Origin of the sequence: Bacillus cereus group sp. BfR-BA-01350 (assembly GCF_022663775.1) — a bacterium.
GTDB classification, from domain to species: domain Bacteria; phylum Bacillota; class Bacilli; order Bacillales; family Bacillaceae_G; genus Bacillus_A; species Bacillus_A paranthracis.
On the sequence record NZ_JAKUGD010000011.1, the window covers coordinates 105251 to 128354 of the forward strand.

Sequence of the window (23104 nt, forward strand, 5' to 3'; positions counted from 1 at the left end):
TACGTTTATGTGAAAGATTCGGGGGTTGTAAATTTATGAGTAAACGAGATTATTATGAGGTCCTTGGACTTAGCAAGGGTGCTTCAAAAGATGAAATAAAAAAAGCGTATCGTCGTTTGGCTAAAAAATACCATCCAGACGTAAGTAAAGAAGAAAATGCAATTGAAAAGTTTAAAGAAGTACAAGAAGCATACGAAGTATTAAGCGATGATCAAAAGCGTGCGCAATATGATCAATTTGGTCATGCTGGTGCTAATCAAGGCTTCGGTGGCTTTGGCGGCGGAGGAGACTTCGGCGGTGGCTTCGGTTTTGAAGATATCTTTAGTTCATTCTTTGGCGGCGGTGGCGGCAGACGTCGTGATCCAAATGCTCCGCGCCAAGGTGCTGACTTACAATATCAAGTCACTTTAGATTTTGAAGAAGCTATTTTTGGTAAAGAGTTAAATGTTGAGATTCCAGTAGAAGATCCATGTGATACTTGTAAAGGTAGCGGGGCAAAACCAGGAACTTCAAAAGAAACATGTAAACATTGCTCAGGATCAGGGCAAGTAAGTGTAGAACAAAATACACCATTTGGTCGTATCGTAAACCGTCAAGCTTGCGGTCATTGTTCAGGAACTGGGCAAATCATTAAAGAAAAATGTACGACATGCCACGGTTCTGGTAAAGTTCGTAAACGTAAAAAAATCAATGTTAAAATTCCAGCAGGTATCGATAATGGTCAACAAATCCGCGTATCTGGAAAAGGTGAAGCGGGCGTAAATGGCGGACCAGCAGGAGATTTATATGTTGTTGTTCATGTAAGAAGTCATGAATTCTTTGAACGTGAAGGAGATCACATTATTTGCGAAATGCCATTAACGTTTGCGCAAATGGCACTTGGTGCTGAAGTAGAAGTTCCTACTGTTCATGGTAAAGTGAAGCTGAAAATTCCAGCAGGAACACAAACTGGAACAGAATTCCGATTAAAAGGAAAAGGTGCTCCGAATGTACGTGGATATGGTCAAGGAGATCAATATGTAGTCGTTCGTGTTGTTGTACCGACGAAATTAACTTCACATCAAAAAGATTTATTACGCGAATTTGCAGGGCAAGAAGAGCAGGATGATAGTTTATTCGGAAAGCTTAAACGTGCTTTCAAAGGGGAATAATGGAAATAAAAAATGGAGTTGGTAAATTGTGAAATGGTCAGAAATTAGTATTCATACAACAGAAGAAGCAGTAGAAGCTGTCTCTCATATTTTACATGAAGCTGGTGCTAGTGGAGTTGCGATTGAGGATCCAGCGGAGTTAACGAAAGAGCGCGAGCAACAATACGGTGAAATTTATGCATTGAACCCAGATGAATATCCGGCGGAAGGTGTATTAATAAAAGCATACTTCCCGCAAACGGATTCTTTACATGAAACGATTGCAAGTGTAAAATCATCTATTGATGTGCTTCCATCTTACGACATCGAAATTGGTACTGGAAATATTACCGTTAACGAAGTCAATGAAGAAGATTGGGCTACTGCTTGGAAAAAATATTACCATCCAGTACAAATTTCTGATACATTCACAATTGTACCGACTTGGGAAGAATATACACCATCTTCTCCGGAAGAAAAAATTATTGAATTAGATCCAGGTATGGCGTTTGGGACAGGAACTCATCCAACAACGACGATGTGTATCCGTGCTTTAGAAAAAACAGTACAGCCAGGTGATACGATCATTGATGTAGGGACGGGTTCTGGTGTACTGAGTATTGCAGCGGCAAAATTAGGTGCGTCTTCTGTTCAAGCCTATGATTTAGATCCGGTTGCAGTTGAAAGTGCAGAAATGAATGTACGTTTAAATAAAACAGATGACGTCGTGTCTGTTGGACAAAATAGTCTTTTAGAAGGTATTGAAGGTCCTGTTGATTTAATCGTAGCTAATTTATTAGCAGAAATTATTTTATTATTCCCTGAAGATGCAGCAAGAGTTGTGAAATCAGGCGGATTATTTATTACATCGGGCATTATTGCTGCAAAGGAAAAAGTAATTTCTGAAGCACTAGAAAAAGCTGGATTTACAATTGAAGAAGTGTTGCGAATGGAAGATTGGGTAGCAATTATTGCACGAAATGCGTAATATAGATTTTAGTCTATAATGAAAAGGGGAGTCTCTCACTATAAGGTGAGGGACTTGCCGTTTGTTATATGAAAAATGATAACGTTTCGTTCTTTTCGTAAGTATTGGCTTACGAAAGGAACGAAACTCTACTAAGGTGATTATATGCAACGTTATTTTGTAGAAGAGAAACATGTAAATGAGACAAGTATTCGCATTGTAGGTGATGACGTACATCATATCGCAAGAGTGATGCGTATGTCAGTTGGTGATCATATTTATTGCTGTGTAAATGGAAGAACGGCAGTATGTTCAATTGATGAAATTACCAGTGAATTTATTAATACGGCTATTGTAGAATGGGTAGAGGCGTCAAGTGAACTTCCTGTTTTCGTGACGATTGCAAGTGGACTGCCGAAAGGAGACAAGCTAGAGTTAATTTTCCAAAAAGGAACTGAGCTTGGGGCAGCTGCATTCTTACCATTTCAAGCATCTCGCTCTATCGTAAAATGGGATGCGAAAAAAGCTGATAAAAAAGTTGAGCGTTTAAGAAAAATTGTGAAAGAAGCTGCGGAACAATCACATAGAAGTGAAATTCCAGAAGTACATGCTCCGGCATCATTTAAGCAATTGCTTTCAATGAGTGGTGAGTATGATGTTTGTCTTGTTGCTTACGAAGAGGAAGCAAAACAAGGCGAGAAATCTAATTTTGCGAAAGCTTTAACGATGATGAAACCAGGTCAAAAGTTATTGATTGTATTTGGCCCAGAGGGCGGTTTAGCAGAGGAAGAGATTACAGTGCTTCGTGAACATAATTTTGTACCATGTAGTTTAGGACCAAGAATTTTAAGAACAGAAACGGCGCCGTTATACGCGTTAAGTGCTGCTTCGTATCATTTTGAATTGATGGGGTGATGATCAATGTCAACTGTTGCGTTCCATACGTTAGGTTGTAAAGTAAACCACTATGAAACAGAAGCCATTTGGCAATTGTTTAAACAAGGTGGATATGAAAGAACGGAATATGAAAAGAAAGCTGATGTATATGTTATTAATACATGTACAGTAACAAATACGGGAGATAAGAAAAGTCGTCAAGTTATTAGACGTGCTGTTCGTCAAAACCCAGATGCAGTCATTTGTGTAACAGGATGTTATGCACAAACATCTCCAGCGGAAATTATGGCGATTCCAGGTGTAGATATTGTAGTTGGTACACAAGATCGTGAAAAGATGCTAGGATACATCGAAGAATTCCGTAAAGAGCGTCAACCAATTAATGCTGTCCGTAACATTATGAAAACACGTGTATACGAAGAACTGGATGTACCTTATTTCACGGATCGTACACGTGCATCTTTAAAAATACAAGAAGGTTGTAATAACTTCTGTACATTCTGTATTATTCCTTGGGCGCGTGGTTTAATGCGTTCTCGTGATGGGAAAGAAGTTATTAAACAAGCGCAGCAATTAGTAGATGCAGGCTATAAGGAAATCGTATTAACAGGTATTCATACAGGTGGATACGGTGAAGATATTAAAGATTATAACTTAGCTGGATTACTTCGTGATATGGAAGCGGAAGTAGACGGATTAAAACGTCTTCGTATTTCTTCTATTGAAGCGAGTCAGATTTCAGATGAAGTAATTGAAGTGTTAGATAAGTCTGAAGTAGTTGTACGTCACTTACACATTCCGTTGCAATCTGGATCTAATACTGTATTAAAGCGTATGCGTCGTAAATATACGATGGAATTTTTCCAAGAGCGCTTAGATCGTTTGAAAGAAGCGTTACCAGGTCTTGCGATTACATCAGACGTAATCGTTGGTTTCCCAGGTGAAACAGAAGAAGAATTCATGGAAACATACAATTTCATTAAAGAGAATCGCTTCTCTGAGTTGCACGTATTCCCGTACTCAAAACGTACAGGAACACCTGCAGCGCGTATGGAAGATCAAGTTCCTGAAGATGTGAAGAATGATCGTGTTCACCGTTTAATTGAACTATCTAATCAATTAGCGAAAGAGTATGCATCACAGTTTGAAGGAGAAGTACTTGAAATTATTCCAGAAGAACAATTTAAAGAGGGCGACCGTGAAGGCCTATATGTAGGTTATACAGATAACTACTTGAAAATTGTATTTGAAGGATCAGAAGAATTAATCGGTAAACTAGTGAAAGTAAAAATCACAAAAGCTGGTTATCCATATAACGAAGCGCAATTTGTTCGTGTCCTTGAAGATGATGTGAAAAAGGAATCAGCAAGCGCATAAAGTGAAACTTTAATGAGCGTGGGATTCATTCCCCGCTCATTATTAGCCCGCACCAATCGGGATAAAAAAGCATGCAAACGGAAACGATTTGCATGCTTTCTTTTTTAGTGGAGAAGTTAAGTACTGAAAATGTACGAAATGAGTAGTTTTCCGTACGTTTCTGCATGAAAAAAGGTATAATGACAAAAATATAGTTGCCTTCAGGGGAAAAGATAACAGCTATCTGCATAGTTTTTGAAAAAGGAAGAGCATCTATTCTTCTTTTATTCTGCCAAATAGTTGACCTGAAGTGATAAAATGTATTATAATCGTAAAAGACATGCTGAAGAAGTGTTTCTTTTTGCATGCTGGAGTTAGTATGTAAGTGTGATGTTTCGGAGGGAGGGAAAGAGAATGTCAAAAACAGTCGTTCGTAAAAACGAGTCTTTGGAGGATGCACTTCGCCGTTTTAAAAGATCGGTTTCTAAAACTGGTACACTTGCTGAAGCAAGAAAGCGCGAGTTTTATGAAAAACCAAGTGTAAAACGTAAGAAGAAATCTGAAGCGGCAAGAAAGCGTAAATTCTAAGAGAGGGTGTAAGTTATGAGTCTTCTCGGTCGTTTAAACGATGATATGAAACAAGCGATGAAGAATAAACAAAAAGAAAAATTAACCGTCATTCGTATGGTTAAGGCTGCTTTACAAAATGAAGGTATTAAACTACAGCATACTCTTACTGAAGAAGAGGAACTAACAGTTTTAGCTCGTGAAGTAAAACAGCATAAGGACTCCCTCCTTGAATTTAAAAAAGCTGGTCGTGAAGACCTTGTTAATAAACTGCAAAGTGAAATTCAGATTTTAAGCGCATATTTGCCGGAGCAATTAACGGAAGAAGAGCTAGTTGATATAATCAAGCAAGTTATTTCTGAAGTTGGTGCGACGTCTAAAGCAGATATGGGTAAGGTGATGACTGCTGTTATGCCGAAAGTAAAAGGTAAAACAGATGGATCGCTTGTGAATAAGCTGGTTATCCAGCTATTAGCATAAAAAAACGTCTCATTTCGTATGAGACGTTTTTTTATGCTTTTTTCAGTTTGGACGTGATATTACAAGCTCTTTTTTCATACATATGGGATGAGAGGGGGTCTTTTGGGATGAAAAAATTAGAACAAATGAAGAATTGGTTAACGAAGCAAATAGACCTGCCAGTGGATGTGCTAATGGATCTACCTCGGATCACGCTTGTTGGGCAAGTGCATATCTATATAGAAAATCATCGAGGTTTATTAGTGTTTTCAGATAAAGAAGTAAGATTGTTGTTAAAACATGGTCAATTATTGATTAAGGGGCAGTCCTTTGTTATTAAAACAATCCTTCCGGAAGAACTTTTGCTTGAAGGGATAATTGAGCAAGTGACGTTTTTAGAAGACGAACAGAAAGAGAAGTAAGGGAAACTTCCGTATGTGAAGTTTTTCTTCTTTATTTTAATGATTTACCCCTACTATTTAAGTTTATCCCGCTTTAATGGGCAGTAAGCCCCCGCCTCAAAATTCAGCGAAAGCAAAGAAGTTAGGTGGGGGTCGGGCTATCCATTAAAGTCCAATTGGTGAGGGTTGATTAAAGTCTCACTTTATCCCGCTATTTATGGAAAATAAAACTCTTTATTTCATTTTCGTACGAGCTATTTTGCTAATTAAAGTGAAAAGTAGTGTGTCTACTTTTGGAAAGGTAGTGAAGGTAGTAGATGAAAAATAAATGGTTTATAAAGTGGCTTGGATATGTAAAGGTACGAATTGAAGGTAGAGGAGCGGAGCGGTTTGTTAACGAATGTGTGCGTAGAAAATTATTAGTTTGGGACGTTAAGAAAATCGCCGATGAAACGTTAGTCTTTTGTATGCTATTACGAGATGTGAAAAAAATAAAGCCGATTTATAGAAAAAATGAGTGTAAACTATATTTTATTGGGCGTTACGGTTTTCCATTTTGGAATAAGCGCTTAATTAAAAATAGTGGATTCTTAATTGGTTTTTTAATTTTCTTCTTTGGCATGATTGCATTATCGAATATGGTTTGGAAAATTGAAATTACAGGAGCGAAACCTGAAACAGAATATATATTGATGAAAGAATTGGACAAAATGGGTATTAAAAAAGGAAAATTACAATTCCAAATGCCTAGTGTAGAAGATGTACAACGTCATTTGACGGACAATATTAATGCGATTACTTGGGCAGGACTAGAAGTAAGGGGAACGACGTACCATTTTAAAATTGTTGAAAAAAATGAGCCGAAAAAAGAAAAAGAACAAAGGCCGCAAAATTTAGTGGCAAAAAAAGAAGCGATTGTTACAAAAACATTTGTTGAAGTTGGAAAACCAGTCGTTTTAAAAAATGATCATGTAGAAAAAGGGCAGCTTCTCGTATCAGGGATATACGGTAATGAGGAGAGTCCAACGATTGTTTCGGCGAAAGGTATTGTATATGGAGAAACGTGGTACACATCTGAGGTGAATGTACCACTCAAGACGCAATTTCAAGTATATACTGGTAATACGTATAATGAGCATTACCTTACATTTGGGAGTACAAAAATAAAAATATGGGGATTTCAGCATGATAAGTATAAACGTTCTCGTACGGAAAGTGTAAAACATGATGTGAAATTATTTGGTTTTACACTGCCGATTGCATATGAAAAAGATGTAGTGCGAGAAGAGGAAGAGGCGAACCGAGAATATACAGAAAAACAGGCAATGAAAGTAGCGAAAGAAATGGCTGAAAAAGAACTAAAGAAAAAATTGGATGAACATGCTATGATTGTAAGTGATAAGATTTTGAGTAAAGAGGTTGAGGCGGATCAACTAAAAGTCACTTTGCATTATACTGTGATTGAAAATATTGCAGAGCCACAACCAATATCCGAATCCGATATTCAAGGAGACTGAGTAATGGCAGAACAATTAGTAGAAATGAACCAACAATTGGAAAATACTAACGAAGCAATCGCTCTTTTTGGAGTCAATGATGCTCATTTGAAAGTAATTGAACGGGAACTGAATGTATCAATCGTAACTAGAGGTGAAACTGTTCATGCATCTGGAGCAGTTGAAACTGTGACACTCGTAGAAAAAATCTTACAACAACTACTTGTTGTTATTCGAAAAGGTGTGTCAATTACAGAAAGAGATGTTGCGTATGCAATTCAGCTCGCACAACAAGGGAAAATTGCTCAATTTGAAGAGTTATATGAAGAAGAAATCTTTAAAACGGCAAAAGGTAAATCCATTCGTGTAAAAACGATGGGACAAAGAAGATATATTCATGCAATGAAGAAAAATGATATTGTATTTGGAATAGGACCTGCCGGGACTGGGAAAACATACTTAGCTGTAGTAATGGCTGTAAGAGCTTTAAAGCAAGGGTATGTAAAGAAAATCATTTTAACGAGACCGGCTGTAGAAGCTGGAGAAAGTTTAGGATTTTTACCAGGTGATTTGAAAGAGAAGGTAGATCCGTACTTACGTCCATTGTATGATGCTCTGCACGATATTCTTGGACAAGAATATACGCAGCGTATGATGGAGAGAGGTGTAATTGAAATCGCGCCTCTTGCTTATATGAGAGGACGTACGCTCGATGATTCATTTGTTATTTTAGATGAAGCGCAAAATACAACGGGTGCACAAATAAAAATGTTTTTAACTAGATTAGGTTTTAGTTCTAAAATGGTTATTACGGGGGACCCTTCACAAGTAGACTTACCAAAAGGGGTAAAATCAGGGCTTACGCTAGCTGCTAACATTTTATCTGGTGTATCAGGTCTTTCATTCATTACGTTAGAACAAACGGACGTTGTAAGGCATCCACTGGTACAACGTATTATTGAGGCATATGATAAAATGGAATGATCCTATTTGTCAGGATCATTTCTTTTTGTATTAAGGTTGGCGAACGGCATATTTTTTACTATCATAAAAGATAAGAGAAATAAACTATAGGTACTGGTGTATAAAAATGTTACCTAAAAGTATCGTTGGCTAGAAGAAATGAAAGCTATAAATAGTTTCACTTTATTTCTAGAGAGGAGAAGGTATTGAAATCATGTTAAGATCTCAAGAAATTTCTAAGTGGTTTCGTAATTTACAACATTCGAAAAAACTAAGTTGGATTTCTTATGTTTTATTAGGGGCGGTGCTGTTTTTTGCACTTATGAATAATGTGAAACCAGAGCAATTAGATGTTGATATGTATTCTATTGCGAAAAAAACAATTCATTCTCCTATTAAAATTGAAGATAAGGTTATAACGGAAAGAAAAAAACAAGAGGCCGCTCAAAAAGTCGGGGATCAATATACATATAGAAGTGAATATAAACAAAATAGAGTAGATATTGTGAATGATGTTTTTGCTAAGGTGAATGAAGTAATTCAGGAGATGAAAGCTGCTGGACCTGAAGAGCAAAAAAAGATGACCGATGCGAATAAATTAGAAAAGTTGAAGAAGAAGTTGCCCTCCAATTTAACGAAGGAATTATCGGATGAGAATTTATTATACTTTATTAATGCAGAACCGGATCAATTAGAATTAGCAAAGAATGCGGCTTTAACGTCTGTTAGCGTTATCATGGGTGGAAATATTAAAATGTCCGAAGAAATGGCAGCGAAAGAGCGATTTGTTAATGAAATGAAAAGCCTGAATGTGAATAGCGGATTGAAAGAAGCTGTGAATGCGCTAGGGTCATATGCGATTACAGCAAATTATTTCTATGATCCGGCTGTAACGAAAGAGAAGAAGAAAGCAGAAGAAGATTTAGTTCCACCTGTTTATATTCTTCAAGGACAAGTTATTGTTAGAGAAGGTGAAACAATTTCAAGTGATATGTATAATCAGTTGAAATTAGTCGGTTTATTAGAAAAAGGTAATAGTTTTCAGCCTTATGTTGGATTAGCGGTGCTCATTGGTGTGTTACTATACTTTATGCATAAACAGTTTGAAGTATTTTTACAGCGGAAAAGAGAAGACAAACCGTACATTTTAGCGTATATTACAATTTTGTCTATCACGATTGTTTTAATGAAAATTATTAGTTTGTTTCAAAAGCTTGAATATGCAGGAATTGCGTATGTTGTCCCAGTTGCGATGGGAACGATACTTGTAAAACTAATGATTGGCGATCGATTTGTATTTTTAACAAGTATGATTTTTTCTGTGTGCGGAAGTATTATGTTTAATGAAGGAGTAACAAGTACACTAAATTATAGTGTAGGCATTTATGTGTTATTAAGTTCATTATCAGTGAGCATTTTCTTAAGAGAAAAAAATCGTCGTACGATGATTTTACAAGCTGGTATACTCGTTTCAATCTTAAATGTAGTCGTCTTGGCGGCGTTATTATTATTACGTAATGGGAATTTTTCGCCTCTTGAAATTGGTACCCAATTATTAATGGCTTCCCTTTCAGGTATTATCTCATCCGTTTTGGCTATGGGGATATTACCATATTTAGAAAGTGGACTTGGAATTGTATCAAGTATGAAGCTTATGGAATTATCAAGTCCGAATCATCCACTGTTGCGTAGAATTTTATTAGAAGCGCCAGGGACATATCACCATAGTGTAATGGTAGCGAATCTTTCTGAGGCGGCTTGTGAAGCAGTTGGAGCAAATGGTGTATTAGCGCGTGTAGGGGCGTACTATCATGATGTAGGAAAAACAGTACAACCACAATTCTTTATTGAAAACCAGATGGGAATTGAAAATCCGCATGATAAATTAGATCCTGTGACGAGTAAAGATATTATCATTGCTCATGTAACCGATGGAGTAAAGATGCTCGAAGAATACCATATTCCGCAAGAAATTATCGATATTGCTGGACAACACCATGGTACAACGCTCCTGAAATATTTTTATTATAAGGCGATTAAAGAAGATAAAGAAAAATATACAGAAGAGATGTTCCGTTATCCGGGATCAAAAGCAACTTCTAAAGAATCGGCAATCGTTGGTATTGCGGATAGTGTTGAGGCAGCGGTACGTTCTATGAATCACCCAACGCCAGATCAAATTAATAATTTAGTACAAAGTATTATTAAAGATCGCCTGCAAGATGGGCAATTTAGTGAATGTGATTTGACATTTAAGGAACTACAAATCGTTGGAAAAACGTTATGTGAAACGTTAAATGGTATTTTCCATTCGCGTATTACATATCCGGAACCACCGGAAGATAAGGAGAAAGAATGAGTTTATTAATTGATTTCATTGATGAAACAGAAGAAGTGAAAGAAGAGTATGTGAATTTAATTCGTGAGATATTAGGAAAAGCAGCTCAAATGGAAAAAATAGAGGATGGTGCAGAGTTATCAGTAACATTTGTAGATAACGAACGTATTCGCGAGATTAATCGTGATTACCGAGATAAGGATCAGCCTACTGATGTCATTTCTTTTGCTATGGAAGAAATGGGAGAAGGAGAAATGGAAATTGTAGGTGTAGAGATGCCGCGTATGTTAGGTGATCTTATTATTTCTATTCCGAGAGCGAAAGAACAAGCTGAAGAGTATGGACATTCTTTTGATCGTGAACTTGGCTTTTTAGCGTTACATGGCTTTTTACATTTACTTGGTTATGACCACATGACAGAAGAGGATGAAAAAGAAATGTTCGGAAGACAAAAAGAAATTTTAGAAGCATTTGGATTAGGACGATGAAAAAAGGAAAACTTATAGATAGTTTTGGGTATGCTATAGTTGGTATATTCTTTTGTCTTCGTCATGAACGAAATATGAAAATTCATTATTTAGCCGCAGTTGTTGTTATATGCTGCGGCTTTTATTTCCATATTACAAAAGTAGAATGGATGGTATTACTTATTGTAATAGGAATTGTAATGAGTTTAGAGATGGTAAATACGGCTGTGGAAAAAACAGTAGATTTAGCGACTACCGATATACATCCGTTTGCGAAGGTCGCAAAGGATGTCGCAGCGGGAGCGGTTTTATTGTTTGCGATAATAGCCGTTATAATTGGTGCTATTATCTTTTTACCGTATGTGGTATAGTTGCATTCCAAAGCTTTTCTTAAGCTTTGAAGGTGCCGTAAAGGCCTTTAATAAGAGAGTGTATCTATTCACAGCTGTGAACAGGAAGGATGCGGGAATATGAATAGTCAACAATTAATTCAAGAAGCAATCGAAGCGCGTAAACAAGCGTACGTACCATATTCTAAATTTCAAGTAGGTGCAGCATTATTAACGCAGGATGGAAAAGTATATCGTGGATGTAATGTTGAGAATGCTTCATATGGCTTATGTAACTGTGCAGAAAGAACAGCTTTATTTAAGGCGGTTTCTGAAGGAGATAAAGAGTTTGTAGCTATCGCAATTGTGGCGGATACGAAGCGTCCAGTACCTCCTTGTGGAGCATGTCGACAAGTTATGGTAGAATTATGTAAACAGGATACGAAAGTATACCTATCAAATTTACATGGTGACGTTCAAGAGACAACAGTCGGGGAATTGTTACCAGGAGCATTTTTAGCGGAGGATTTACATGAATAGAAAAGGTTATAAATCAGGTTTTGTCTCTATTATTGGCAGACCGAATGTTGGGAAATCTACATTTTTAAATCGTATTATTGGTCAAAAAATTGCTATTATGAGTGACAAGCCACAAACAACTCGTAATAAAATTCAAGGCGTATATACAGAAAATGATTCACAAGTAATTTTTATTGATACACCAGGAATACATAAACCGAAACATAAACTAGGCGACTTCATGGTGAAGATGGCGCAAACGACATTAAAAGAAGTTGATATCGTTCTATTTATGGTGAATGCTGTTGAAGGCTTTGGTCGTGGTGAAGAATTCATCATCGAGAAGTTAAAAGAAACGAAACAACCAGTATTTTTAGTTATTAATAAAATTGACCAAGTTCACCCAGAACAATTATTAGAGCTAATTGATCAATATCGCAAATTACATGACTTTGCAGAAATCGTACCAATTTCTGCATTAGACGGTAATAACGTAGAGGCCCTAATTGGTACAATTAAAAAGTATTTACCGGAAGGACCACAATACTACCCAGATAATCAAGTAACGGATCATCCGGAGAGATTTATTATTGCAGAGCTTATTCGTGAGAAAGTACTACATTTAACACGTGAAGAAGTGCCGCATTCTGTAGCTGTTGTTATCGATGCGATTCAAAAACGCGAGGGCGGGGCAGTTTATATTAATGCAACGATTGTTGTGGAACGTCCGTCGCAAAAAGGGATTATTATCGGAAAACAAGGGAAGATGTTAAAAGAAGTCGGTAAGCGAGCTCGTTTTGATATTGAAGCATTACTTGGTTCTAAAGTATTTTTAGAAGTATGGGTAAAAGTGCAAAAAGATTGGCGTAATAAAATGTCTCAGCTTCGTGACCTTGGTTTCCGCGAAGACGAGTATTAAAATAGAGTAAAGCTGTAATCAGCGGATGTTTTGTTCATCCGCTGATTATTGGTTTTTACGAGTTTTGATAAATTAGGAAAAATTTTTCTCACATGAAAATGGACAAAATGGGTCAATTTAATAACAACAAAGGAAATTGGTTTATAGGCTACGCTTATTGAGAAAGGTGGATTCTTATGCTAGATTTTACCTGGAAGTTTTTCTCCAAAACAGGAAGCATTGAGACGTATTTGCTTTTGAAAGAAATGGAAAAAGACGTAAACGATGAGATGGATCAACATGAAGAGGAGCTAGCGCATTTAGACTCTCCAATTTCTTGACCCGTTTTGTTCAAACCTTGGATGGTGACGAACATGTTTCAAAAAGTTGAGGGCATCGTTATCCGTACGACAGATTACGGAGAAACGAACAAGATTGTTACAATATTCTCAAGAGAATTGGGTAAGGTAAGTGCAATGGCAAGAGGAGCGAAAAAACCGAAAAGCCGGTTAGCATCTGTTTCGCAACTTATGACACATGGTCATTTTCTTATTCAAATGGGATCTGGACTTGGAACTTTGCAACAAGGCGAGATTATTTCAACTATGAAAGAAATTCGCGAGGATATATTTTTAACTGCTTATGCATCATTTATTGTTGAGTTAACTGATAAAGCAACAGAAGATAAAAAACATAATCCATATTTATTTGAAATGTTATATCAAACGTTGCATTATATGTGTGAGGGTGTTGATCCAGAAGTATTATCATTAATTTATCAAACGAAAATGCTTCCGGTATTAGGGATGCGCCCGTACTTTGATACATGTGCGATTTGTCATCAAGAAACAGATTTTGTCGCCTTCTCTGTTAGGGAGGGCGGTTTTCTGTGCTCACGTCATGCTGAGCAAGATCAGTATCGTATACCAGTGGGGGAAGCCGTTCATAAATTATTGCGTCTTTTCTACCACTTCGATTTACATAGACTTGGCAATGTATCAGTGAAGGATAGCACAAAAAAACAAATGCGTTTAGTGTTGAATACATATTATGATGAATATTGCGGGATTTATTTGAAATCAAGACGTTTCTTAGAACAACTTGATAAGTTTCAAATATAATTTGGGGCCGTATACGGTCCTTTTTACATCCTTTCTTTTTCGAATAGCATATTTAGTATATAATATTTAAGAGATAGTATAACTTTTTTCGTTGTGCATTAAAGGTGGTGATTATCATAGAGCTGAATAAACGGCAAGAACATATCATTCAGATTGTAAAAGATCACGGTCCTATTACAGGGGAGTCAATTGCTGCGCAATTGGGATTAACACGTGCAACGCTAAGACCAGACTTAGCAATTTTAACGATGGCTGGTTATTTAGAAGCACGTCCACGCGTAGGTTATTTTTATACGGGTAAAACTGGGGGGCAGTTATTATCTGAAGCTGTTAAGAAAATTAAAGTACAAGATTATCAATCTAGACCGGTTGTAATTGATAAAAATGTATCGGTATACGATGCGATTTGTACTATGTTTTTAGAGGATGTAGGTACATTATTCGTTGTAGATCAATCGACTCTATTAGTAGGCGTTGTATCTCGTAAAGATTTATTACGAGCTAGCTTAGGGAAGCAGGATTTAACCTCACTTCCGGTTAATATTATCATGACAAGGATGCCAAACATTGCGATGTGTCGTAGAGAAGATTCTTTATATGATATTGCGATGGAATTAATAGAAAGACAGATTGATGCGATGCCAGTTGTAAAAGATACGAAACAAGGTTTAGAAGTGGTTGGACGAATTACAAAAACAAATATTACACGTGCGTTTGTAAACTTAGTAAATAACGAATAAGTGTAATTTGTTTAAAGTGAGGTAATGTAATGGATAATAAAATCGTATATGTCGTATCTGACTCTGTAGGAGAAACGGCTGATTTGGTTGTTCGAGCAGCAATGGGACAATTCCCATTTGCTCCTGATATTAGACGTGTGCCGTATGTAGAAGATACAGGGACATTAAAAGAAGTGATTTCGATTGCTAAGAGCAATCAAGCACTTATTTGTTTTACGTTAGTAAAGCCTGACATGCGCCAATATTTAGTGACAGAGGCTGCAAAAGAAGGTGTAGAGGCATATGATATTATTGGCCCTCTAATCGATCAAATTGAAGAAATTACCGGGCAAGTGCCTAGATATGAGCCTGGTGTTGTTCGTAGGTTAGATGAAGAATACTTTAAAAAGATTGAAGCGATTGAGTTTGCTGTGAAGTATGATGATGGTAGAGATGCACGTGGTATTTTAAAAGCAGATATCGTGTTAATTGGGATTTCGCGCACATCAAAAACACCACTTTCTCAATATTTAGCTCATAACAAACGTTTGAAAGTTGCCAACGTACCACTAGTACCAGAAGTAGATCCGCCTGAAGAATTATATCAAGTGGCTAAAGAAAAATGCTTCGGTTTGAAAATTACGCCAGAGAAGTTAAATCATATTCGAAAAGAGCGATTGAAATCACTTGGACTAAGTGATGGAGCAACATATGCCAATATTAATCGTATTAAAGAAGAGATTGATCACTTTGAGAATGTAGTTAGTAAAATAAATTGTCAAGTAATTGATGTATCGAACAAAGCGATTGAAGAAACAGCTAACATTATTGTGAATGCAGTGCAAAACCAAAAAATGTTTTAGCACATTTACCAAAGGTGAATGTGCTTTTTTCGCTCGTGAGAAACACAGTGCCTGCTGATTTCGTAATAGATGATAGCGAAGTGGTTATGCTTATATTTTTCGGTCTTTTTATTATGCTAAAGGTAGGGTTTCGCTATCCTGAAATAGAAGATGAAAAAATAAAGGGATATGTAGCGTAGTTGAAGAAAATATATTATAATAAAAAATTGTGATAAAAACCTATATTTTACGTTTAGACTTTAATTTTTCAGAATAAACTAGGGATAGGATTTAAGAAATGACATGTAATTACGTTAAATCGACAAAATCTATACAAGAAAACGCACATTATGGAAGGATTCGCAGAAGGGATGTAGAATACAGAAATATGCAAAACATCAATATGGTATGAGTTGATGCAGATGCATATACTGTGAAGGCTGACAATTGTGCGAGCTGGAACGAAATTTCATGTCAAAATTTTGTTTGTCACATCGTATGCTCATCGTTTAAGGAAGCAGCGAGGGAATTTGGATCTATGTAGATGCTGAGTAAGCAAAAGTTGATTTCTTTATATGTATCAACATGCAAAAAACAGATCTCGTGATCACATAGGATATGGTGCTTGCTAGTCTTCTTATGAAAAAGTACATATGTATTGTCTCCATGAGGTACATTTGTAATAGATGAGCAAATGGATACAATTTTATATAGTAGGTACGTATCTGCGAAGTTACGCAGAAAAGAGTCTGCAAAATCGCTTGATAATGTGATCGACAACACTTTCTAATAAGTTTAGAAAAAATATTGTCGAATTATAAAGGAATTTTTTAATTTATATCGAATACAAAATACGACACGGAGATGGAGTTATGGGGAACAGAATTCCTGAAGAAGTTGTTGAACAAATTCGAACATCATCCGATATCGTCGAAGTGATTGGTGAATACGTTCAACTTAGAAAACAGGGACGTAACTATTTCGGCCTTTGTCCGTTTCATGGTGAGAATTCTCCTTCATTCTCTGTTTCATCTGATAAGCAAATTTTTCATTGCTTCGGATGTGGAGAAGGTGGAAATGTATTTTCCTTTCTAATGAAAATGGAAGGGCTGGCTTTTACCGAGGCTGTTCAAAAGCTAGGTGAAAGAAATGGAATTGCGGTTGCAGAGTATACATCAGGGCAAGGACAACAAGAAGACATATCTGATGACACTGTCATCATGCAACAGGCTCATGAACTTTTGAAAAAGTATTATCATCATTTATTAGTAAATACAGAAGAAGGAAATGAAGCACTTTCGTATTTGTTAAAACGTGGTATTACAAAAGAGATGATTGAGAAGTTTGAAATTGGTTATGCGTCACCTGCTTGGGATGCAGCAACAAAAATTTTACAAAAAAGAGGTTTATCGCTATCAAGTATGGAACAAGCTGGTCTTCTCATAAGAAGCGAGAAGGATGGTAGTCATTATGATCGCTTCCGTGGAAGAGTTATGTTTCCAATCTATACGTTGCAAGGTAAAGTGATAGCGTTTAGTGGAAGGGCGTTAGGAGATGACACTCCGAAATATTTAAATAGCCCAGAAACACCAATTTTTCACAAAAGTAAATTGTTGTATAACTTCCACCAAGCGAGGCCGTTTATTAGAAAACGTGGGCAAGTGGTCCTTTTTGAAGGGTATGCTGACGTACTAGCTGCGGTAAAAAGTGGTGTGGAAGAAGCTGTTGCGACAATGGGAACAGCTTTAACTGAAGAACAAGCAAAACTTCTGCGACGTAACGTTGAAACTGTTGTTCTTTGCTATGATGGTGATAAAGCAGGGCGAGAAGCGACGATGAAAGCAGGGCAATTATTGTTGCAAGTTGGTTGCCAAGTGAAAGTTACATCCTTGCCAGATAAGCTTGATCCTGATGAATATGTGCAACAATATGGGACAACTGCTTTTGAAAATCTTGTGAAATCAAGTATAAGTTTTGTTGGTTTTAAAATAAATTATTTGCGTTTAGGGAAAAATTTGCAAGATGAGTCGGGCAAAGAAGAGTATGTGAAAAGTGTTTTAAAAGAGTTATCGTTGTTACAGGATGCGATGCAGGCAGAATCATATTTGAAGTCATTATCGCAAGAATTTTCGTATTCAATGGAAACACTTTTGAATCAATTGCACCAATATCGCAAAGAACAAAAGGTACAGCAAAAACAAGTAAAGCAGGTTTCTAAGCCGTCTCAAATTGTTCAAACAAAACCGAAGTTAACAGGTTTTGAAAGGGCAGAAAGAGAAATTATTTACCATATGTTGCAAAGTCCAGAAGTGGCCGTTCGTATGGAATCCCACATAGAAGATTTTCATACAGAAGAACATAAAGGGATTTTATATGAACTATACGCATATTATGAAAAGGGAAATGAACCTTCAGTCGGAACATTTTTAAGTTGGCTCTCTGATGAAAAGTTGAAAAATATTATTACTGATATTTCGACGGATGAATTTATTAATCCAGAATACACAGAAGAAGTGTTACAAGGCCATTTGGAGACGCTTAGACGTCATCAAGAAAAACTTGAAAAGATGGAAATCATCTTCAAGATAAAACAAATGGAAAAAACAGATCCTGTAGAGGCTGCTAAATATTATGTAGCATATTTACAAAATCAAAAAGCGAGAAAATAGCTTTTTTGATAAATTTTTAGTATAATGAATGTTTGTATCTCGCGTAAGGAGGGGAACAGATGGCTGACAAACCAGCTCGTTCTAAACAAATTGAAACTGAAATGACCCTTGAGCAAGTGAAAGAACAACTCACTGAGCTCGGAAAAAAACGTGGCGTTCTTACATATGAAGAGATTGCAGAACGCATGAATGGATTTGAAATTGAATCCGATCAAATGGATGAATACTATGAATATTTAGGTGAACAAGGGATTGACTTAGTTGGCGACAATGACAACGACGAAGGCCCTAATAATCGCCAAATAGCAAAATCGGAAGAAGAATTCGACCTCAATGATTTAAGTGTACCACCAGGGGTTAAAATCAACGATCCTGTTCGTATGTATTTAAAAGAAATTGGTCGTGTAGATTTACTATCTGCAGAAGAAGAAATTCGACTTGCAACGCGTATTGAAGAAGGCGATGAAGAAGCGAAACGTCGTCTTGCAGAAGCAAACTTACGTCTTGTAGTAAGTATTGCAAAGCGCTACGTGGGCCGTGGCATGCTTTTCTTAGACTTAATCCAAGAAGGGAATATGGGTCTAATTAAAGCGGTTGAAAAGTTCGATTATCGTAAAGGTTTCAAATTTAGTACGTATGCAACTTGGTGGATTCGCCAAGCAATTACACGTGCGATTGCAGACCAAGCAAGAACAATTCGTATCCCAGTTCATATGGTTGAAACGATTAATAAGTTAATTCGTGTACAACGTCAATTATTACAAGATTTAGGACGTGAACCATCTCCTGAAGAGATTGGTGAAGAAATGGATCTTGCTCCAGAAAAAGTACGTGAAATCTTGAAAATTGCACAGGAGCCAGTTTCTCTTGAAACACCGATTGGTGAAGAAGATGACTCCCATTTAGGTGATTTCATTGAAGACCAAGAAGCAACATCGCCTGCGGACCATGCAGCGTATGAATTGCTAAAAGAACAATTAGAAGATGTGTTAGATACACTAACAGATCGTGAAGAAAATGTTCTACGTCTTCGTTTTGGTTTAGATGATGGACGAACTCGTACGCTTGAAGAAGTTGGGAAAGTATTCGGCGTAACGAGAGAACGTATCCGTCAAATTGAAGCAAAAGCACTTCGTAAATTGAGACATCCAAGCCGTAGTAAGCGTCTTAAGGATTTCTTAGAATAGGCTACCTTTAAGTTTACTTCACCTTTGTGAAGTAAACTTTTTTATTTTGTTAATTTTTGTTAAACTTTAGCTATCAGCAACGATTACAATTTCTTGTAATTTATTTTACAGAATTGTCTTTTGATTTGCAAATGCTCATTTTTCGATTTTTCGATTAATTTTGTTTATTCTATACAAAAATATATGTAGAAAAGTGAAAAATATGATGAGAAACGTTAATAATTATCGAAATAATAAGCGATATAATAATAAAAAACAATAAACTGAATTTATGGAATATTTTTTAACGATTAGTAGTTTACTCTTTTCTGATAGAGCGTTTTCAAGTACAATGGAAATGACTGAATCATCTAACTATTTAGGGGTATAGAGGGGGGAGAAGAGATATGAAACGTAATCCGCTGATTCCGTTCGCTCTTATTGCAGCATTGGGTATTATCGTTATGTTTGTATTTTCATTTCAGGGGCTAAATAAATCTAAAGAGTTAGCTGATGCAAAAAATGGCGGGAAGCCAGCACAAACAGCATCCAAGCCAGAGGATATTGTGAAGCAAAGCTGTACGAGCTGCCACGGTGATCAGTTACAAGGGGCGGTAGGACCTAATTTACAAAAAATTGGTGGGAAACTTTCAAAGGATGAAATTAAAGAAATTCTTTCGAAAGGAAAAGGCAATATGCCACCGAATATAGTTCCAGCTGATCAAGCCGCTAAAGTAGCTGATTGGTTATCGAAGAAAAAATAAAGTTCCGTATGACAAGCCTTTTGCTTAAGCAAAAGGCTTGTTTTTCTATATTTTCTAAAATACGATGAATGATAGAGAAGTGAATTGTTGTTATAGGCTTGCAACAACTACTATAAATTCATTATCATGGAGACAGACTGACAAGAGAAGGAGTAATGGAAATACATGAATGAAGTAAAGCTTTCAAAACGATTAGAAGAAGTTGTGCGTGAAATACCAGTAGGATCTACAGTTGCCGATATTGGATCGGATCATGCGTATTTACCGTGTTATACAATTATAAATAATATTGCTACTAAAGCAGTTGCTGGAGAGGTTGTAGATGGACCATTTCGCTCTGCGCAGGCAACTGTAGCTGAAAGTGGCTTACAAGATAAAGTAGATGTGCGTAAAGGGAATGGATTAGCTGTTATCGCGCCAGGAGAAGTAGATGTAATTACGGTTGCCGGAATGGGTGGAGCGTTAATTCGTGATATTTTAGAAAGTGGTAAAGAAAAATTAGAAGGTGTAACACGTTTAATCTTACAGCCGAATATTGCAGCGCATCACATTCGTGAATGGTTTATTGAGAATGGATGGGAGCTTATCCATGAAAAAATCGTAAAAGAAGATGGGAAAATTTACGAGATTTTAGTAGGGGAGCGAGGAAATATCACGGTTCCTTACTCTGAAAATAAACAGGCTGAATTATTTATGGGACCATTTTTAATGAAAGAAAAAAGTGAAGCTTTCGTTGAAAAGTGGGAAGGAGAATTAAAAAACTTCCAAAATATTTTAAAGCAGTTAGAACGTGCGGCTGATTCTGAAGAAACAAAAGCGAAGCGTGCGGAAGTAGAAGCGAAAATGAAAATGATAGGGGAGGTTTTATCATGAGTAAAATTCCAAATGGCCATGAAATTATTTCGTTATTTGAAAGTATGTATCCGAAGCATTTGGCTATGGAAGGAGATAAGATTGGCTTGCAGATTGGAGCGCTTAATAAACCCGTGCAGCACGTATTAATTGCGTTAGATGTAACGGAAGAAGTTGTGGATGAAGCAATTCAATTAGGAGCGAATGTCATTATTGCGCATCATCCTTTAATTTTTAACCCGCTAAAAGCGATTCATACAGATAAGGCATATGGGAAAATTATTGAAAAGTGTATTAAAAATGATATTGCAATCTATGCCGCACATACAAATGTGGATGTTGCTAAGGGCGGGGTAAATGATTTACTTGCTGAGGCGTTAGGATTGCAAAATACAGAAGTTTTGGCACCGACATATGTAGAAGAAATGAAAAAAATTGTTGTGTTTGTGCCTGAAACTCATGCAGAAGAAGTACGAAAAGCATTAGGAGACGCAGGTGCTGGTCATATCGGCAATTATAGTCACTGTACGTTTAATAGCGAGGGTACAGGTACGTTTGTACCTCAAGAGGGGACAAATCCTTATATCGGGGAAACTGGACAGTTAGAGCGCGTAGAAGAAGTGCGAATCGAAACGATTATTCCAGCTTCACTACAACGAAAAGTGATTAAAGCAATGGTAACAGCACATCCATATGAAGAAGTAGCCTATGATGTGTATCCACTTGATAACAAAGGTGAAACGTTAGGGCTTGGAAAAATAGGGTATTTACAAGAAGAAATGACACTTGGACAGTTTGCGGAACATGTAAAGCAATCGTTAGATGTAAAGGGTGCGCGAGTTGTTGGGAAATTAGATGATAAAGTGCGCAAAGTAGCTGTACTTGGTGGCGATGGTAACAAATACATCAATCAAGCTAAATTTAAAGGTGCGGATGTATATGTAACAGGTGACATGTATTATCATGTTGCCCATGATGCGATGATGCTCGGTTTAAATATCGTCGACCCAGGACATAACGTTGAAAAGGTAATGAAGCAAGGTGTACAAAAGCAATTACAAGAAAAAGCAGATGCAAAGAAACTGAATGTACATATTCATGCTTCGCAGTTACATACAGATCCATTTACATTTGTATAAGAAAAATAAAAACCGTTGCTCATATAGGCAACGGTTTTTATTATTGTTCTTTTTTCACTTTTACACGAGGTAATATTTTTTGTAACGGTACTTTTCGAACTCTTTCCCATGTAGCAGGATTCATTGGGTCATATTGCTCTAAGAAAGCGATAACCTCTTTTGTAATTGGTGTTGGAGTAGAAGCGCCTGCTGTAACAGCTACGTTCTCGACACCTTGTAGCCATTCTAATTTGATTTCACTTACGTCCGCAACGCGGTATGCTTTCGTACCAGCGATTTCTTGCGATACTTGTGCTAAACGGTTTGAGTTATTACTTTTCGGGTCACCAACAACAATTGTTAAGTCTGCAACATCAGCTTGTTTGGCAACCGCTTCTTGGCGAACTTGAGTTGCTAAACAAATTTCCTTATGGAACTCTGCTGTTGGGAATTTCTTCTGAATGTCCTCCATTAAATGTTGAACATCCCATTGACTCATCGTTGTTTGATTTGTAACTAAAATTTTATCCGTTGGAATTTCTAATGTTTTTAAATCATCGGCTCTTTCGATAAGATGAACGATGTCAGGTGCGATACCAACTGCGCCTTCTGGTTCTGGATGATTTTTTTTGCCAATATAAATGACATGGTAACCTTCAGCTTTCTTTGCTTCAATAAGGTCATGTGTTTTTGTAACATCTGGGCAAGTGGCATCGATTGTTGTTAAACCTTTTTCTTTTGCACGTTGTTTAACTTCTGGAGAAACACCGTGTGCAGTGAAAATAACAGTACCAGAATCGATTTTATCTAAAATGTCTAATCGACTTGGACCATCTAGTGTGATGATGCCATCTTCTTCGAACGCATCTGTTACATGTTTGTTGTGAACAATCATACCTAAAATATAAATAGGTCTTGGTAATGATGTATCTAATGCGGCGTTACGTGCAATAACCATCGCGTCCACAACACCGTAGCAATAACCACGAGGGGAAATTTTAACAATTTTCATATGAGTAATCCTCTCCTTCTAAACAAGGGATACTTTTGTGCATAGTCCTTTACA

General features: G+C 36.8%; 25 protein-coding genes. 24 read left to right on the top strand and 1 reads right to left on the bottom strand.

What is annotated here, in order from left to right:
• Positions 1–35 precede the first annotated feature (35 nt).
• From dnaJ to MR147_RS21315, 24 genes are all read left to right on the top strand, one after another.
• Positions 36–1151, top strand: coding sequence for a chaperone protein DnaJ (gene dnaJ, locus MR147_RS21200; RefSeq protein ID WP_074607047.1), 1116 nt, complete (start codon positions 36–38; stop codon positions 1149–1151).
• Positions 1152–1179: 28 nt separating this feature from the next.
• Positions 1180–2118, top strand: coding sequence for a 50S ribosomal protein L11 methyltransferase (gene prmA, locus MR147_RS21205; RefSeq protein WP_074607044.1), 939 nt, complete (start codon positions 1180–1182; stop codon positions 2116–2118).
• Between the two features lie 144 nt (positions 2119–2262).
• Positions 2263–3012, top strand: a complete 750-nt coding sequence (locus MR147_RS21210; protein ID WP_001190138.1) for a 16S rRNA (uracil(1498)-N(3))-methyltransferase — start codon at positions 2263–2265, stop codon at positions 3010–3012.
• A gap of 6 nt (positions 3013–3018) precedes the next feature.
• Positions 3019–4371 carry a tRNA (N(6)-L-threonylcarbamoyladenosine(37)-C(2))-methylthiotransferase MtaB gene (gene mtaB / locus MR147_RS21215; RefSeq protein ID WP_000108677.1) on the top strand — a complete coding sequence of 451 codons (1353 nt, stop codon included), beginning with the start codon at positions 3019–3021 and terminating at the stop codon, positions 4369–4371.
• 393 nt (positions 4372–4764) lie between these two features.
• Positions 4765–4938, top strand: coding sequence for a 30S ribosomal protein S21 (rpsU, locus tag MR147_RS21220; RefSeq protein ID WP_000048061.1), 174 nt, complete (start codon positions 4765–4767; stop codon positions 4936–4938).
• A gap of 15 nt (positions 4939–4953) precedes the next feature.
• Positions 4954–5397: a GatB/YqeY domain-containing protein gene (locus MR147_RS21225; RefSeq protein WP_000054571.1), complete on the top strand. Its 444-nt coding sequence runs from the start codon at positions 4954–4956 to the stop codon at positions 5395–5397.
• 107 nt (positions 5398–5504) lie between these two features.
• Positions 5505–5798, top strand: a complete 294-nt coding sequence (gene yqfC, locus MR147_RS21230) for a sporulation protein YqfC (RefSeq protein ID WP_000732266.1) — start codon at positions 5505–5507, stop codon at positions 5796–5798.
• Between the two features lie 296 nt (positions 5799–6094).
• The gene (yqfD, locus tag MR147_RS21235; RefSeq protein ID WP_000792485.1) at positions 6095–7294 is read left to right on the top strand and encodes a sporulation protein YqfD; all 1200 of its coding nucleotides are present in this window, start codon (positions 6095–6097) and stop codon (positions 7292–7294) included.
• A 3-nt stretch (positions 7295–7297) separates the two neighbouring features.
• Entirely contained in the window at positions 7298–8257 is a 960-nt protein-coding gene (locus tag MR147_RS21240) for a PhoH family protein (protein WP_000840516.1), read from the top strand.
• 193 nt (positions 8258–8450) lie between these two features.
• A complete protein-coding gene (locus tag MR147_RS21245) occupies positions 8451–10595 on the top strand; it encodes an HD family phosphohydrolase (RefSeq protein ID WP_000946450.1) in 2145 nt (714 codons plus the stop codon).
• The gene (gene ybeY / locus MR147_RS21250; protein ID WP_000054692.1) at positions 10592–11062 is read left to right on the top strand and encodes an rRNA maturation RNase YbeY; all 471 of its coding nucleotides are present in this window, start codon (positions 10592–10594) and stop codon (positions 11060–11062) included. The genes MR147_RS21245 and ybeY overlap by 4 nt, the downstream gene beginning before the upstream one ends.
• Positions 11059–11412, top strand: a complete 354-nt coding sequence (locus MR147_RS21255) for a diacylglycerol kinase family protein (RefSeq protein ID WP_000715482.1) — start codon at positions 11059–11061, stop codon at positions 11410–11412. Before ybeY ends, MR147_RS21255 begins: the two co-directional genes overlap by 4 nt.
• Before the next feature lie 99 nt (positions 11413–11511).
• Positions 11512–11910: a cytidine deaminase gene (locus MR147_RS21260; protein WP_074607036.1), complete on the top strand. Its 399-nt coding sequence runs from the start codon at positions 11512–11514 to the stop codon at positions 11908–11910.
• Entirely contained in the window at positions 11903–12808 is a 906-nt protein-coding gene (gene era / locus MR147_RS21265; RefSeq protein WP_001080241.1) for a GTPase Era, read from the top strand. The genes MR147_RS21260 and era overlap by 8 nt, the downstream gene beginning before the upstream one ends.
• 176 nt (positions 12809–12984) lie before the next feature.
• Positions 12985–13128, top strand: a complete 144-nt coding sequence (locus tag MR147_RS21270) for a YqzL family protein (RefSeq protein WP_000883924.1) — start codon at positions 12985–12987, stop codon at positions 13126–13128.
• Positions 13129–13161: 33 nt separating this feature from the next.
• Complete coding sequence (recO, locus tag MR147_RS21275) at positions 13162–13908, top strand: DNA repair protein RecO (protein WP_000487010.1); 747 nt, start codon at positions 13162–13164, stop codon at positions 13906–13908.
• Between the two features lie 107 nt (positions 13909–14015).
• Positions 14016–14648 carry a transcriptional regulator CcpN gene (locus tag MR147_RS21280; protein WP_000583759.1) on the top strand — a complete coding sequence of 211 codons (633 nt, stop codon included), beginning with the start codon at positions 14016–14018 and terminating at the stop codon, positions 14646–14648.
• A 29-nt stretch (positions 14649–14677) separates the two neighbouring features.
• Positions 14678–15490 carry a pyruvate, water dikinase regulatory protein gene (locus MR147_RS21285; RefSeq protein WP_000368943.1) on the top strand — a complete coding sequence of 271 codons (813 nt, stop codon included), beginning with the start codon at positions 14678–14680 and terminating at the stop codon, positions 15488–15490.
• Between the two features lie 35 nt (positions 15491–15525).
• A complete protein-coding gene (locus MR147_RS21290) occupies positions 15526–15669 on the top strand; it encodes a hypothetical protein (protein WP_154644226.1) in 144 nt (47 codons plus the stop codon).
• 672 nt (positions 15670–16341) lie between these two features.
• Positions 16342–18138, top strand: coding sequence for a DNA primase (gene dnaG, locus MR147_RS21295; protein ID WP_000528216.1), 1797 nt, complete (start codon positions 16342–16344; stop codon positions 18136–18138).
• A 59-nt stretch (positions 18139–18197) separates the two neighbouring features.
• Positions 18198–19325, top strand: coding sequence for an RNA polymerase sigma factor RpoD (rpoD, locus tag MR147_RS21300; RefSeq protein ID WP_000764060.1), 1128 nt, complete (start codon positions 18198–18200; stop codon positions 19323–19325).
• A 386-nt stretch (positions 19326–19711) separates the two neighbouring features.
• Positions 19712–20068, top strand: a complete 357-nt coding sequence (gene cccA / locus MR147_RS21305) for a cytochrome c550 (RefSeq protein ID WP_000828145.1) — start codon at positions 19712–19714, stop codon at positions 20066–20068.
• 165 nt (positions 20069–20233) lie between these two features.
• On the top strand, positions 20234–20941 hold the full coding sequence (locus MR147_RS21310) for a tRNA (adenine(22)-N(1))-methyltransferase (RefSeq protein WP_001006540.1): 708 nt from the start codon (positions 20234–20236) through the stop codon (positions 20939–20941).
• The gene (locus MR147_RS21315; RefSeq protein WP_242304715.1) at positions 20938–22059 is read left to right on the top strand and encodes a Nif3-like dinuclear metal center hexameric protein; all 1122 of its coding nucleotides are present in this window, start codon (positions 20938–20940) and stop codon (positions 22057–22059) included. Before MR147_RS21310 ends, MR147_RS21315 begins: the two co-directional genes overlap by 4 nt.
• Before the next feature lie 40 nt (positions 22060–22099).
• Here MR147_RS21315 and MR147_RS21320 read toward each other — a convergent pair whose 3' ends face one another.
• Positions 22100–23050, bottom strand: coding sequence for a 4-hydroxy-3-methylbut-2-enyl diphosphate reductase (locus MR147_RS21320; protein ID WP_000706669.1), 951 nt, complete (start codon positions 23048–23050; stop codon positions 22100–22102).
• Positions 23051–23104 lie beyond the last annotated feature (54 nt).

Bases quoted from the DNA above. Each gene is read 5' to 3' on its own strand.
- dnaJ (WP_074607047.1), top strand. From the start codon at position 36: ATGAGTAAACGAGATTATTATGAGGTCCTTGGACTTAGCAAGGGTGCT.
- MR147_RS21210 (WP_001190138.1), top strand. From the start codon at position 2,263: ATGCAACGTTATTTTGTAGAAGAGAAACATGTAAATGAGACAAGTATT.
- mtaB (WP_000108677.1), top strand. From the start codon at position 3,019: ATGTCAACTGTTGCGTTCCATACGTTAGGTTGTAAAGTAAACCACTAT.
- rpsU (WP_000048061.1), top strand. From the start codon at position 4,765: ATGTCAAAAACAGTCGTTCGTAAAAACGAGTCTTTGGAGGATGCACTT.
- MR147_RS21225 (WP_000054571.1), top strand. From the start codon at position 4,954: ATGAGTCTTCTCGGTCGTTTAAACGATGATATGAAACAAGCGATGAAG.
- yqfC (WP_000732266.1), top strand. From the start codon at position 5,505: ATGAAAAAATTAGAACAAATGAAGAATTGGTTAACGAAGCAAATAGAC.
- yqfD (WP_000792485.1), top strand. From the start codon at position 6,095: ATGAAAAATAAATGGTTTATAAAGTGGCTTGGATATGTAAAGGTACGA.
- MR147_RS21240 (WP_000840516.1), top strand. From the start codon at position 7,298: ATGGCAGAACAATTAGTAGAAATGAACCAACAATTGGAAAATACTAAC.
- MR147_RS21245 (WP_000946450.1), top strand. From the start codon at position 8,451: ATGTTAAGATCTCAAGAAATTTCTAAGTGGTTTCGTAATTTACAACAT.
- ybeY (WP_000054692.1), top strand. From the start codon at position 10,592: ATGAGTTTATTAATTGATTTCATTGATGAAACAGAAGAAGTGAAAGAA.
- MR147_RS21255 (WP_000715482.1), top strand. From the start codon at position 11,059: ATGAAAAAAGGAAAACTTATAGATAGTTTTGGGTATGCTATAGTTGGT.
- MR147_RS21260 (WP_074607036.1), top strand. From the start codon at position 11,512: ATGAATAGTCAACAATTAATTCAAGAAGCAATCGAAGCGCGTAAACAA.
- era (WP_001080241.1), top strand. From the start codon at position 11,903: ATGAATAGAAAAGGTTATAAATCAGGTTTTGTCTCTATTATTGGCAGA.
- MR147_RS21270 (WP_000883924.1), top strand. From the start codon at position 12,985: ATGCTAGATTTTACCTGGAAGTTTTTCTCCAAAACAGGAAGCATTGAG.
- recO (WP_000487010.1), top strand. From the start codon at position 13,162: ATGTTTCAAAAAGTTGAGGGCATCGTTATCCGTACGACAGATTACGGA.
- MR147_RS21285 (WP_000368943.1), top strand. From the start codon at position 14,678: ATGGATAATAAAATCGTATATGTCGTATCTGACTCTGTAGGAGAAACG.
- dnaG (WP_000528216.1), top strand. From the start codon at position 16,342: ATGGGGAACAGAATTCCTGAAGAAGTTGTTGAACAAATTCGAACATCA.
- rpoD (WP_000764060.1), top strand. From the start codon at position 18,198: ATGGCTGACAAACCAGCTCGTTCTAAACAAATTGAAACTGAAATGACC.
- cccA (WP_000828145.1), top strand. From the start codon at position 19,712: ATGAAACGTAATCCGCTGATTCCGTTCGCTCTTATTGCAGCATTGGGT.
- MR147_RS21310 (WP_001006540.1), top strand. From the start codon at position 20,234: ATGAATGAAGTAAAGCTTTCAAAACGATTAGAAGAAGTTGTGCGTGAA.
- MR147_RS21315 (WP_242304715.1), top strand. From the start codon at position 20,938: ATGAGTAAAATTCCAAATGGCCATGAAATTATTTCGTTATTTGAAAGT.
- MR147_RS21320 (WP_000706669.1), bottom strand. From the start codon at position 23,050: ATGAAAATTGTTAAAATTTCCCCTCGTGGTTATTGCTACGGTGTTGTG.